The organism is Allobosea sp. CRIB-10, assembly GCF_900112185.1.
In the GTDB taxonomy this organism is placed as follows: Bacteria; Pseudomonadota; Alphaproteobacteria; order Rhizobiales; family Beijerinckiaceae; genus Allobosea.
The window spans coordinates 1-12,439 of sequence record NZ_FOKP01000035.1 but is presented as its reverse complement, the minus strand read 5'-3'; the positions used below and the strand labels follow the sequence as shown (position 1 = coordinate 12,439).

Sequence of the window (12,439 nt, the reverse complement as noted above, 5' to 3'; positions counted from 1 at the left end):
GACAGGAAAAGGTTCAAGAGGAATGGCAATGGTCGAGGAACAGGGGCGTTCGCGTCTTGGCCGCGGGCTGGCTGCGCTGATCGGCGATGTCGGCGAGGAGATCGGCGCGATCGAGCGGGCGCGCGGGCAGCGCAAGGTTCCGGTCGAATTCCTGCGTCCCAATGCGCGCAACCCGCGCAAGGCCTTTGCCGAAGCCGAGCTGGAAGATCTGGCGGCCTCGGTGCGCGAGCGCGGCATTCTGCAGCCGATCATCGTGCGCGCGATTCCGGGCATGATCGACGCCTATGAGATCATCGCCGGCGAGCGGCGCTGGCGGGCAGCGCAACGCGCCGAATTGCATGACGTTCCGGTCATCCTGGTGGAGGCCAATGATCGCGAAGCGCTCGAGATCGCGATTGTCGAAAACGTTCAGCGCGCCGATCTCAACGCGATGGAAGAGGCGGCAGGCTATGAGCGGCTGATCGCCGAATTCGACTATACGCAAAACGATCTCGCCAAGGTGATCGGCAAGAGCCGCTCGCATGTGGCGAACACGTTGCGCCTGAGCAAGCTGCCGGAGCCGGTCAAGCAACTGGTCAGCGACGGCGCGGTCTCGGCGGGGCATGCGCGCGCTCTGCTTGCTGTTTCGGACCCGGAACAGGTCGCGAAACGCGTTGTAGAGCAAGGACTTACGGTCCGTGACGTCGAGCGGCTAGGCCAGGACGAAGCGCGTAGCGAAAACAAGCCCGTCAGAGCCGCAGCAGTGCCGAAGCCGGAGAAGGATCCGGATACGCGTGCGGTCGAGAAAGCGCTGGAGGAAGCGCTCGGCCTCGGGGTCTCGATCCAGCATCGCGCCAGCGGCGGCGGCGAGATGAAGATCAGCTACAAGACGCTGGAGCAGCTCGATGCGCTCTGCCGGCGGCTGAAGGCCTGATCAGCGCCCCCCGCCGCCCATCCGGCTGAGGGTCCAGAGCGCACGGGCAGCGATCGGCTTGCCCATGTCGCCGTCGCGGCGAACAGCCAGCATCGCCGTGCCTAGGATGGTCACGGCGTCGCGCAGTTTGGCCGCGGGCCAGGCGTTGAGGGCAGCTTCTGCAGCGGCGATGCGCGGATAGGGCAGGCGCATCGCGCCGACCGCCTCGCGCATCGGCTTGCCGCCCTCTATGGCGAGTTTTGCTTTCAGCAGGGCCAGAGTGTGGCGCAGGACTGCGCCGAGCAGCACGCCCTGGTCGAGCCCCTCGCCGGCGAGCTTGGTCAGGGCGAGGTCAAGGCTCGGCAGTCGCCCGGCGAAGACGGCATCGACCACCCCCGCCTGCTCGCGCTGGGCGGTGTCGCCGACAACAGCCTCGACATGCGCCGCGGTGAGGGCGGCGTCGCTGCCGGCATAGAGAATCAGCTTGTCGATCTCCTGGCGCGAGGTCCGGCGGTCGCCGCCGAGCAGGCTGGTCAACACGTCACGCGTGCTTCGGTCGATGCTCTTGCCCGCCGCCCGCGCCATTTCGTCAACGATGGTGCCGAGATCGCGCGCCGCGTCGCCGTAACAGGGCACCGCGACCGCCGACCTGGCGCGCTCGCAGGCGGTGCGCAGCGGGTTCGTCTTCTGCAGGTCGCCGGCCTCGACGATCACGATCGCATCCTGCGACGGCGTCGCCAGCAAAGGCTCAACGGCGGCGACGAGGGGGCGAGAGGTCGGCGAGACGCGGATCGCGCGGCGTCCGCCGAACAGGCCGATGGTGTTGGCCTCGTCGACCAGCTTCAGCGGATCGGAGGCGATCTCGTCACCGTCCATGCGGATCAGCTGGAAGGCGTCCTGGGGATCGTCGACGCTGCCGCGGGCCAAGGCCGCGGCCCGCTCGGAGATCAGGCCTGCATCGGGGCCGTAGAACAGGAACAGGCGCCAGGCAGGATCGGGGCGAGAAAGCGCGCGATCCGCCTCATGCGCCTTGACCGTCACCATAGCTTCAGCCGGCGACGAGCGCCGCTGCGACCCGGGCTTTGATCTGCTGGGCAAGCTCCTTGGCAGCGCGAATTTGCGCGTCGCGTGCGGCGCGCAACGCGGCGAAGCGCTGCTGCGAGCGCTCATAGGGCGCCCGGACGACGCTCTGACCGGAGGCGACGACCTCGTTCGAGCCGGCGCGGACGAGCTGCCAGTCGGCGGTCGCAACCAGAATGGCCGAATCGGCGCGGCCGTTGGCATAGTCGACCGTGATGACCTCGAGCGATTCGGAGGTGCTCGCGGTGAGCTTCAGGATCTTCTGTCGATCGGGGGCGCCACCGCCGTCGAATTCGAACACGAGCTCGTTGCGCAGGTAATGTCCGACCAGACCCTTGATCTCAGGCACATCGATGCCGAGCATCGCGTTGCGGACATTGCCGCCGACCTTGCTGACCGTGCCCTCGCCATAGAGCGGCTGGAAGCAGCCGCCGGCGAGCGCAGCGAGCGCCAGCGCGGCTGCGAGCGCCAGCGGGCGGCGGCGTGTCATGGCCTCAGACGACGACATTCACGATCCTCCCCGGCACCACGATCACCTTGCGGATCGGCCGGTTCTCCAGAGCTTTGGCGACAGCCTCGGAGGCGCGCACGATCGCCTCGACCGCCACCGTATCGGCATCGGCGGGCACCGTCACCTCCGCCCGCTTCTTGCCGTTGACCTGTACCGGCAGGATCTTGCTGTCGTCCTGTAACAAATCCGTTTCGGTCTGCGGCCAGTCGGCTTCGCCGGCGAGGCCCGGCAGCCCGAGCGCCTGCCAGCATTCCTCAGCCAGATGCGGCATCATCGGGGCGACAAGCTGCGTGGCGATCATGGCGGATTCATGCAGGGCGAAGGCCATGTCGGCCGGGATATCGGCCGACTCGGCGGCGCCGTCGAGCGCTTTGCCGATGGCATTGGCCAAGGTGTAGACATGGGCGACGCAGCGGTTGAAGGCGAGCCGCTCGATATCGGCGCCGACAGCGTGCAAGGCCCGGTGACTGGCCTTGCGCAAAGTGAGGGCCGGCTCCGAGAAGCTTGCGGGGCGTGCGGGCTGGCCGCCGGTGCGTTCGCCGATCTCGGCGACGAGGCGCCAGAGCCGCTGCACGAAGCGGGCTGCGCCCTGGACGCCTTCGTCGCTCCAGATCACGTCGCGATCGGGCGGCGAATCGGAGAGCATGAACCAGCGGGCGGTGTCGGCGCCGTAGGAGGCGATGATGTCGTCGGGATCCACGACATTCTTCTTCGACTTCGACATCTTCTCGATCGAGCCGATCTCGATCGGGGCTCCGGTGTCGACGTTGAAGCCGAGGCGTTCGTTGCCGACCGTCTCGATCCGGACATTGCCGGGCTCGACCCAGGCGCCGTCTTCAGCCCGGTAGGTCTCGTGCACGACCATGCCCTGCGTGAACATGCCGTCGAAGGGCTCGTCGAGCCCGGTATGGCCGGTCGCCTTCATCGCGCGGGTGAAGAAGCGCGAATAGAGCAGGTGCAGGATCGCATGCTCGACGCCGCCGATATACTGGTCGACCGGCAGGAAGCGGTCGACGGCCTTGCGGTCCGTCGGGCTGTCCGTCCGCCACGGGTCGGTGAAGCGGGCGAAATACCAGCTCGAATCGACGAAGGTGTCCATGGTGTCGGTTTCGCGCCGGGCCGGCTTGCCGCATTGCGGGCAGGCGACATGCTTCCAGCTCGGATGATGGTCGAGCGGATTGCCGGGCTTGTCGAAGGAGACGTCGTCCGGGAGCTTGACCGGCAGGTCCTGCTCCGGCACCGGCACGATGCCGCAATCCTGGCAATGCACGATCGGGATCGGGCAGCCCCAATAGCGCTGGCGCGAGATGCCCCAGTCGCGCAGGCGGAAATTGACCTTGCGCTGGGCGACCGGGCGATTGCCGAGGCTCTCGGCCTCCAGGCGCCTGGCGACCTCTTCTTTCGCCTCCGGAATGGTCATGCCGTCGAGGAAGCGGGAATTGATCATCCGCCCCTCGCCATCATAGGCGGTGTCGGTGATGACGAAGCTCGCGGGGTCGACACCTTCCGGGCAGACCACGGGGATGTTGCCGAGGCCATATTTATTGACGAAGTCGAGATCGCGCTGGTCATGCGCCGGGCAGCCGAAGATCGCGCCGGTGCCGTATTCCATCAGGATGAAGTTCGCGACATAGACCGGCAAAGTCCATGCGGGATCAAAGGGATGGGCGGCGCGCAGGCCGGTGTCGAAGCCCTGTTTCTCGGCCTTGTCGATGTTCTCCTGCGCCGTGCCGGTCTTCTTGCACTCGGCGATGAAGTCCTGCAGTGACGGATTCGTTTCGGCGGCGGCCTTGGCCAGCGGATGATCCGGCGCGACAGCCAGAAACTTGGCGCCGAACAGCGTGTCGGGCCGGGTCGTGTAAACCTCGACCTCGCTCTGGCCCAGGGCATTCGATTCGAGAGCGAAACGAACCAGCAGGCCCTCCGAACGACTGATCCAGTTCTTCTGCATCAGCCGGACCTTGTCCGGCCAGTGGGTCAGGCCCTCCAGCGCGTCGTTCAGCTCCTGGCCGAAGGCGGTGATCTTGAAGAACCACTGCGTCAGCTCCCGGATCTCGACGGGGGCGCCGGAGCGCCAGCCGCGGCCGTCGATGACCTGCTCATTGGCGAGCACGGTCTCGTCGACCGGGTCCCAGTTGACCTTGGCGGTCTTGCGGTCGACCAGCCCGGCCTTCAGGAAGTCGAGGAAGAGCTTCTGCTGGTGCTTGTAGTAGCTGGGGTCGCAGGTGGCGAGTTCGCGGCTCCAGTCGAGCGACAGGCCCATCGACTGCAGCTGGCCGCGCATGGTCGCGATATTGGCGTATGTCCAGTCGCGCGGATGGACCTTGTTGGCCTTGGCCGCGTTCTCCGCCGGCAGGCCGAAGGCGTCCCAGCCCATCGGGTGGAGCACCGAAAAACCCTTGGCGCGCTTGTAGCGCGCGACGACGTCGCCCATCGCATAATTGCGGACATGGCCCATATGGATGCGCCCCGACGGATAGGGGAACATCTCGAGCACGTAATAAGGCGGCCGCGTATCGTCGTTGCGGGTCTCGAAGAGCTTGCGCTCATTCCAGACCTGGCGCCATTTCGGCTCGGCTTCCTTCGGATTGTAGCGTTCGACGGCCATGCTGATCGTGTCATTCTTGCGTGAGCGGACTGGGCCGGACTAGGACACCATCGCAGCCCCCGGGTCAATGTTCGGAACGGCTTGGCAGGGGCGCACGAGGCGAGGACGGATCGAAATGTCGGATGTCGTGGCGAGACTTCAGGAAACGCGGAATGCGATCGCCCGCGCCGCACGCGATGTCGGCCGCAAGCCGGACAGCGTGATGCTGGTCGCGGTTTCCAAGACCAAGCCGGCGGAGATGATCGTGCCGGTGCTGGAAGCCGGCCAGGTCGACTTTGGCGAGAACTATGTCCAGGAGGCCAAGGAGAAGTGGCCGGCCCTGCGCGAGCGCTTCCCGAAAGCTCGGCTGCACATGATCGGGCCGTTGCAGTCGAACAAGGCGCGCGATGCGGTGACGCTGTTCGACGTGATCCAGTCGCTCGACCGCGAGAGCCTCGCCAGGGAATTGGCGCGCGAGATCGAGCGCGCCGGCAAGGCGCCCGAGCTGATCGTTCAGGTCAACACCGGGGCCGAGCCGCAGAAAGGTGGTGTGCTGCCCGGCGAGGCCGACGCCTTCCTGGAGCTGTGCCGGAGCCGCTATGGTCTCGCGATCTCGGGACTGATGTGCATTCCCCCGGCCGAGGACCCGCCCTCGCCGCATTTCGCCCTGCTCGGCAAGATCGCGAGGCGCAATGGCCTTGCGATCCTGTCGATGGGCATGAGTGCCGATTACGAGGCGGCGATCCAGCTCGGCGCCACCCATGTCAGGGTCGGCAGCGCGATTTTTGGCGCGCGAGGCTGAGGGATCGTTCAGGTCGAGGTCGGGGCGGGAGTTCGCTCGGCTTCCGACAAGACGACCCGGTTGCGGCCGGACGACTTCGCCACATAAAGCGCCTTGTCGGCCCTCTCGATCACATCCTCGATGTCGCGGTCCTGCTCGCGGACGATCGCGGCGCCGACGCTGATGGTGAGCTCGATCTGGGCGAGCCCCTGCGTCACTACGGTCGCGCCGACCGATTCGCGGATGCGGTTGGCCAGGTTCTCGGCTCCCTGCGCATCGGTCTCGCGCAGCAGCACGACGAATTCCTCGCCGCCGAAGCGCGCAACCTTGTCGGTCGTGCGGATCTGGCCGGCGATGATCTTTGCGACGGCGCGGATGACCTCGTCGCCGGCGGCATGGCCGAAGCTGTCGTTGATGCGCTTGAAATGATCGATGTCGAACATCAGGACGCCGAGATTGCGCCGGTAGCGCCTGTAATAGTTCATCGCGTCCTCGGCGAAGGGCAGGAAGGCGCGGCGATTGAGCAGGCTGGTGAGCGGATCGGTATCGGCGAGGATTTGCAGGGTATGCAGGTCCGAGCCGAGGCGACGGGTCTTCTCCTCGGCCTCGCGTGCCTGCTTGTCGGCCTTGGCCTGGACATCGCGGATGGCCGCGGCGGCGTCGCGGGCGCCCTTCTCGGCGCTCCCCAGCCGGCGCAGCAGCGAGCGCAGCGCGGCAGAGAGATGGAGGATGTCGCGCGAGCCATGCTGGCGCTGGATGCCGGCGGCACCAGGATCGCGGCCGATGAGGTCGACCGAACGGCAGAGCCGCATCAGCGGGCTGGTCACCGTGCCGGCGAGGAACCAGGCCAGGGCGGCGCCGATGGCGGCGACCGCGAGACCGAGCAGGGCGATGACGGTAGCGAGGCGATTGGCGGGCGCGAGGGCGACATCGAGGGGACGGCGGGCGGCGACCACCCAGCCCAGGCCTGGATAATCGTCCTGGCCCTTGGTCGCAGCGAGCGCAGTCAACATCGCCTGATCGCCGGAGCGGTCGACGAAGGAGATGCCGTGGCGGGCGGCGGCGATCTGCGCGCCGTCGAAGGGCTTGGCGTCCTTCGGGCCGAGCAGAACCGAGCCGTCGCGGCCGATAATCCAGAGCTCCGAGGCGAGCGCGGGGTCGTGATTGCGCAGGACGTTGTCGCGCAGATTGCCGGCCCAGTTCCAGCTCAGATGCGCACCGAGGACGCCGACCTTGGCGCCGGTCGGCCCGAAGACCGGCATGGCGACGTCGACGAAGCGGAAGGGCGCCTCGTCCGGGCTCTTGCGAAGCAGGCCGTCGAGCAGCTTGGCGTCATGGACGTCTTCCACGGTCGGGCCGGCGAGACCATTGATGAACCAAGGTCGTTGCGCGACCGAAACGCCTTCGAGCATGCTGCGCGTCGCAGCGCGGACATTGCCGTTGAGCTCGGCGAGGCCGAGCCAGGCATAGTCGCTTAGCCCGTCCTGCAATTGCATGAGCACGGCCCGGGCCCGAGCCGGATTGTCCTGCCAAAGGCCGCGCAGCGGCTCCAGCCTGGCGAGATTCCTGATCTCGCGATAGCGCTCGAACATGTTCTGGTCGAGCCGGTCCGACATGGTTCGGGCGAGCGCGACCAGCTCGAGATTGGCTTCCTGCACGGCGTCCCGCCGCGCCAGCCAGGCGGCGCCGGCTGCCGATACGGCGACGACGACGATGCAGAGCAGGCCGGCCATGGCTGCGGTCTGCTCCCGCAGCGTCAGGCGGTCGGCGAGACCGACCAGTGACAGGCGCTTTTGCATGATCCTCTCCGGCAAGACCGCCGGAGAGGATTGTTAATCTGGCCGAATCGTCTGTTAACGGATGAAAATCACCGAGAACGATGGTTTTCATCCGGTGAACCGCGAGAGGCGAATGCGCTCGGTTGCGGCGCGACGCCTAGATCGGCTGGCCGACGTCGATGCGGTTGCCGTCAGGGTCCTCGAAGACGAAGGCGCGCAGGCCGTAATCCTGGTCGCGCAGCCCTTTGACGATGCGCAGCCCATACGACCGGCAGAGCTCGTGAAAAGCGTCGACATCATCGACCATCAAATGGGCGATGTTGAACGGCGCTGCCTTATGGTCCCTCTGCAGGGTCAGGTGGATTTCGGCCTTGCCCTTCTTGAGGATTATGAAGCCGACCGGCTGGCCGTTCTCGAAGGTTTTCGTGAAGCCGAGGACGCCGACATAGAAGGCGCAGGCGCGCTCCATATCCCTGACAGGGAACATCGCGGCGACGCGGCCGAAGCCGATCTCGGTCATAGGCGAATCAGTCATGGCACAGTCTCTTGCTGGGAGCTGGTCACGTTGAACGGGGCGGTGCCCGCGCAGCATGGCGCTCCTGATATCGATCGGCGAGACGGTGCTCGGGCGCCAGTATCCCCAGCCCGGATCAGCCTACAAGCCCTTAGCGCACGATGATCGCGCAGCGCCGCGCCAGTCTGGGCAGGACCTTGGCGAAGATGCCGCCGGTGACGGCGACGCAGCCGGCGGTGGGCGTGAAGCCGGGCCGCGCAAGATGCCAGAAGATCGCGCTGCCGCGGCCACGACGGACCGGAGCATCGTTCCAGCCGAGCTCGACGATGACGTCATAGAGATTGTCGGCGCGGGCGAGCCGCTCCTCGGCCTCGCCGGGCGGACGGTCGATCAGTCGGTTGTAGCGCCGGTCGGTCTGGTCGTCGCACCAGGCGTCCCGCAGCGTGATGGCGCGGACCGGCAAGAGGCTCGACGGGCGCGGCAGCCGGTCGGCACGATAGAACACCCGGCGCAGCGGCAGCTTCGCCCGCGGCGTGCCGCCATCGCCCTCGCGCTTGGCGACGATGATGCCGGAGCGGCCGAGCGCACAGGGAAAGGCGGCGGAGCCGGCGATCAGGAAGCCCTTGCGGCGATCATTCACCGAGCGCACCACCACCAGCTTCGTCAGCCGCCGGCCGGCCGCGGCGCGATCATCACGTTTTCTCACAGGCCATCCATCTTGCGTGATCTGCCGTCCGTTTGCTGTCGTCCGGCGTGCTTTCCGTTTGACCGGCTTGCTCCGTCCAGTCAGAATCTGCGCTCAACTCAATATGTTGGAGCATGAGCCGTTCGCAAAGGTGGCTCCCACTTCAGCCGAACATGCTCTACTATTGCATCAACGCAAATGGGCTGACTCGCCTTCATGTCTGCAACTCACCATATCCTGCTGGTCGATGACGACCAGATGCTGCGCGACGCGCTCGCCGAGCAGCTCGCGCTCTATGACGAATTCAAGGTCTCGGCGGCGCCGAACGCGACGGCGAGCCTGAAGGCCGTGCAGGCCGAGCGCATCGACCTTGTGGTTATGGATGTCGGCCTGCCCGACATGGATGGCCGCGAAGCGGTGAAGCTGATGCGCAAGGGCGGCTTCAAGGGCCCTGTGGTCATGCTGACCGGGCAGGGTTCGGACGCCGACACCGTGCTCGGGCTCGAAGCCGGCGCCAACGACTATGTCGTGAAGCCGTTCAAATTCGCCGTGCTGCTGGCGCGCATCCGCGCGCACTTAAGGCAATACGAGGCGAGCGAGGACGCGATCTTCCAGGTCGGGCCCTACACCTTCCACCCCGGCTCCAAGCTGCTGGTCAGCGCCAAGGGCTCGAAGACCAAGCTCACCGAGAAGGAGACGGCGATCCTGCGCTTCCTCTACCGCGCCGGCCGAAAGCCGATCGCGCGCGAGACGCTGCTGCAGGAGGTCTGGGGCTATAATTCGCAGGTCACGACGCACACGCTCGAGACCCATATCTACCGCCTGCGCCAGAAGATCGAGCCGGACCCCGCCAATGCGCGGCTGCTCGTCACCGATGCCGGTGGCTACCGGCTGAATCCGTAGTCCTGAATGTCGCTCAACGACGACATCGCCCTCCTGGCGCGTCAGCCGCTGCTGGGCCTGATGGATCGCGATGCGCTGCGCCTCGTCGCCTTCGCCGCAGAGACGCGGTCCCTGCGCGCCGGCGACGTGCTGTTCCGGCGCGGCGAGGGCTCGGACGGCGCTTTTCTCGTCATTTCCGGCGCGGTGGCGCTGAAGCGCGAGGATGACGGCCGCCCGGCCGACGAGGTCGTCGGGCCGGGCACGCTGCTCGGCGAGCTCGCCTTGTTCACGGCGCTGGAGCGGCCGGTGACGGCGATCGCGCGCGAGCCGACACAGGTGATGCGGCTGGCGCGCAGCGTGATGCGGCGCGTGCTCGGTGAATCGCCCGATTCGGCGCAGGCGATCGCAGCGGCCGTCGCGGAGCGGCTGCATGCGTTCAACAGCGAGCTGGCTGCGGTCGGGGCGGCGCTCAGGGCGATCGACGTGCGCTGACGCTTCTCACCATGACGGGGCGGCTCACAGCTCCAGCTGTACTGTCACCGGGACGTGATCCGAAGGCCGCTCCCAGCCGCGCGCCTCGCTCAGGAAGGTGAGGTCGCGCAGCGTCGGCTTCAGGGCGTCCGAGAGCCAGATATGATCGAGCCGGCGGCCGCGATTCGAGGCCTGCCAGTCGGCGGCGCGGTAGCTCCACCAGCTGTAGAGCTTCTCGGGCTCCGGCCGCAGCGTGCGGGCGGCGTCGGTCCAGCCGAGCTCGCTGCGCAGCTTCTCCAATGTCGTGGTCTCGATCGGGGTGTGGCTGACGACGTCGAGCAATTGCTTGTGGCTCCAGACATCGTGCTCATAGGGAGCGATGTTGAGATCGCCGACCAGGATGCTCGGCCGCCCGGCTGGGTTGCGCGCGACGCCCCAGGCGCCGACGGCGTCGAGGAACTGCAGCTTGTGGGCGAATTTCGGATTGGCCTCGGGATCGGCGATGTCGCCGCCGGCCGGGATGTAGAAATTATGGATCGCGATGCCGGCTGCCGCGCCGGCGCCCTCGTCGAGCACGACGGTCATGTGGCGGGCGTCGTTGCGCTCGCACATCGCCATCGCTTCCTTCTCCTGGAAGGGCAGCTTCGAGACGATGGCGACGCCGTTATAGCCCTTGTTGCCGATGAAGGCGTGGTGGACATAGCCGGCCTCGCTGAAGGCCTTGGCCGGGAACTGCTCATCCGGCGTCTTGGTCTCCTGCAGGCAGAGGACATCGGGCTGATGGTCTCTGAGGAACTGCGTGACCATGCCGATGCGCAGGCGCACCGAATTGATGTTCCAGGTGGTGACGGTGAGCTGCACGCAGGGGATTCCGGCGGAAGGGGAAGCCGGAAACTGGGTCGTCAGGCAGCGAAAAGCAAGCGCCGCGGTAGCCGCCCGTCATTGCGAGGAGCGAAGCGACGAAGCAATCCAGAAGGGTGCAGGGCGCTGTCGCCCCTGGATTGCTTCGCGGAGCCAGTCCTCGGGGTTGCCGACGGCAAGACCCGGGGGCTCGCAATGACGAAACTCAAAGCACGCGCTGATAGTCGATCACGAAGTTCTTCTGGTCGGGCCGGCGCTGGGTGTCGAGATTGTAGAGCGAAACCGAGGTCTCGTAACCCTGCGGATCGATCACCACCCATTGCCGCAGCGTGTTGGCGGCGAGGTCGAAGTTCAGCGTGATCTTCGAGGTGCCGCCCAGCGTCGAGCGGTCCTCGAGCTTGAGCGACAGGATGTCCCCTTTGGTGCTGACGCCGGTGACGGTGGTGTCGCGCTCCAGGCTGATCTGGTCCTTGAGCAGGAACTTCAGCGGGGTCTGGCCGATCGAATAGAGGTCCTGGGTCGCGAGCTTGCGATCGCGGATCGCGACCGAGGTGCCGTCGGCGACGACCTCCATGGTCACAGGCGGGCGATATTCGAAGCGCATCTTGCCTGGACGCAGGACATAGAGCTTGCCCTCGAAGCGGCGGCCATCGGCGGCGAACTGGATGAAGTCGCCTTGCAAGGTCGAAAAGCCGTTGAAATAGGCGTTTAGCCGCTCGACGGCCTCGGCCTTCGACAACGGCGTGCTCGGGCGCGCTGATTTCGCAGGCGTCGCTGCACGCGGCTCATTGTTGGCGGTGACGACCGGTGCGGGAGCCGGAGCGGCTGGCGCAGAGCTCGTCGCGGTAGCCTGCACAGCGTCGGTGCGCGGCATGCCGAGACCCGGCGGGCGGATCGGCGGCAGCGGAATCGCGCGCTGGGCCGGGCGAGCCGCAGCGGCCGGCTGGCCACTGGGCTTGATGTCAAGCGGTTGGGCCGAGACCTGGCCCGCGGCCAGCGCGAGCGCCAGGGCGGCGGCTGCGAGAGCTGGCATGGGCGAAAGATGGGTCATGGGGCTCCGATGTCCGGTTGGCGGCCTTCTGGCGGAATATCGTGCCGCCCAGGCTGGCCGGCAAGGGTTCAACGCGTCAGTCGGCGACGAGGTTGCACCGGGCTGATGGCATTTTCAGGACCGGTTTCGCGCCATGAGGCCGCAGCGGCCGTCGCCCTCAATCCTCGTCTTCCCTGGCTCTACCTGTCTCGACGAGGATCTCGCGTTTTCCGGCGTGGTTGGCGGGTCCGACGATGCCCTCGTTCTCCATGCGCTCCATGATCGAGGCGGCGCGGTTGTAGCCGATCTGCAGGCGGCGCTGGATATAAGAAGTCGAGGCCTTCTTGTCGCGCAGCACGACCGCGAC

At 66.7% G+C, this 12,439-nt stretch carries 13 protein-coding genes; 4 read left to right on the top strand and 9 right to left on the bottom strand.

Annotated features, from left to right (window positions below):
• Positions 1-28: 28 nt before the first annotated feature.
• Complete coding sequence (locus BMZ69_RS28235) at positions 29-913, top strand: ParB/RepB/Spo0J family partition protein (RefSeq protein WP_092163244.1); 885 nt, start codon at positions 29-31, stop codon at positions 911-913.
• On the opposite strand, the gene holA is transcribed toward BMZ69_RS28235, so the two are convergent.
• The 3 genes from holA to leuS are packed head-to-tail and all read right to left on the bottom strand — an operon-like array spanning position 914 to position 5,091.
• Positions 914-1,936, bottom strand: coding sequence for a DNA polymerase III subunit delta (gene holA, locus BMZ69_RS28230; RefSeq protein WP_175507020.1), 1,023 nt, complete (start codon positions 1,934-1,936; stop codon positions 914-916). It lies immediately after the preceding gene.
• Positions 1,937-1,940: 4 nt separating this feature from the next.
• Positions 1,941-2,480: an LPS assembly lipoprotein LptE gene (gene lptE, locus BMZ69_RS28225; protein ID WP_092163242.1), complete on the bottom strand. Its 540-nt coding sequence runs from the start codon at positions 2,478-2,480 to the stop codon at positions 1,941-1,943.
• Positions 2,467-5,091 (bottom strand): leucine--tRNA ligase, encoded by a 2,625-nt coding sequence (gene leuS, locus BMZ69_RS28220; RefSeq protein ID WP_092163241.1) that lies wholly within the window; start codon positions 5,089-5,091, stop codon positions 2,467-2,469. The genes lptE and leuS overlap by 14 nt, the downstream gene beginning before the upstream one ends.
• Positions 5,092-5,206: 115 nt before the next feature.
• Here leuS and BMZ69_RS28215 point away from each other — a divergent pair, with 115 nt between their 5' ends.
• The gene (locus tag BMZ69_RS28215) at positions 5,207-5,872 is read left to right on the top strand and encodes a YggS family pyridoxal phosphate-dependent enzyme (RefSeq protein ID WP_092163240.1); all 666 of its coding nucleotides are present in this window, start codon (positions 5,207-5,209) and stop codon (positions 5,870-5,872) included.
• Between the two features lie 8 nt (positions 5,873-5,880).
• Here BMZ69_RS28215 and BMZ69_RS28210 read toward each other — a convergent pair whose 3' ends face one another.
• The 3 genes from BMZ69_RS28210 to BMZ69_RS28200 form a co-directional block, all read right to left on the bottom strand.
• Positions 5,881-7,650: a sensor domain-containing diguanylate cyclase gene (locus BMZ69_RS28210; RefSeq protein WP_244543591.1), complete on the bottom strand. Its 1,770-nt coding sequence runs from the start codon at positions 7,648-7,650 to the stop codon at positions 5,881-5,883.
• Between the two features lie 136 nt (positions 7,651-7,786).
• Positions 7,787-8,164: a VOC family protein gene (locus BMZ69_RS28205; RefSeq protein WP_092163235.1), complete on the bottom strand. Its 378-nt coding sequence runs from the start codon at positions 8,162-8,164 to the stop codon at positions 7,787-7,789.
• Positions 8,165-8,294: 130 nt separating this feature from the next.
• A complete protein-coding gene (locus tag BMZ69_RS28200) occupies positions 8,295-8,849 on the bottom strand; it encodes a L,D-transpeptidase family protein (RefSeq protein ID WP_092163234.1) in 555 nt (184 codons plus the stop codon).
• A 195-nt stretch (positions 8,850-9,044) separates the two neighbouring features.
• Here BMZ69_RS28200 and BMZ69_RS28195 point away from each other — a divergent pair, with 195 nt between their 5' ends.
• Together BMZ69_RS28195 and BMZ69_RS28190 are read left to right on the top strand one after the other, a co-directional pair.
• Positions 9,045-9,731, top strand: coding sequence for a response regulator transcription factor (locus tag BMZ69_RS28195; RefSeq protein ID WP_092163233.1), 687 nt, complete (start codon positions 9,045-9,047; stop codon positions 9,729-9,731).
• A 6-nt stretch (positions 9,732-9,737) separates the two neighbouring features.
• Positions 9,738-10,202, top strand: a complete 465-nt coding sequence (locus tag BMZ69_RS28190; RefSeq protein WP_092163232.1) for a cyclic nucleotide-binding domain-containing protein — start codon at positions 9,738-9,740, stop codon at positions 10,200-10,202.
• A 24-nt stretch (positions 10,203-10,226) separates the two neighbouring features.
• Here BMZ69_RS28190 and xth read toward each other — a convergent pair whose 3' ends face one another.
• The 3 genes from xth to BMZ69_RS28175 form a co-directional block, all read right to left on the bottom strand.
• On the bottom strand, positions 10,227-11,042 hold the full coding sequence (xth, locus tag BMZ69_RS28185) for an exodeoxyribonuclease III (RefSeq protein WP_092163231.1): 816 nt from the start codon (positions 11,040-11,042) through the stop codon (positions 10,227-10,229).
• 205 nt (positions 11,043-11,247) lie between these two features.
• Positions 11,248-12,093 carry an outer-membrane lipoprotein carrier protein LolA gene (locus tag BMZ69_RS31925; RefSeq protein WP_092163230.1) on the bottom strand — a complete coding sequence of 282 codons (846 nt, stop codon included), beginning with the start codon at positions 12,091-12,093 and terminating at the stop codon, positions 11,248-11,250.
• Positions 12,094-12,250: 157 nt separating this feature from the next.
• The coding region (locus BMZ69_RS28175) for a DNA translocase FtsK (protein WP_139219260.1) at positions 12,251-12,439 on the bottom strand (189 nt) is incomplete at its 5' end.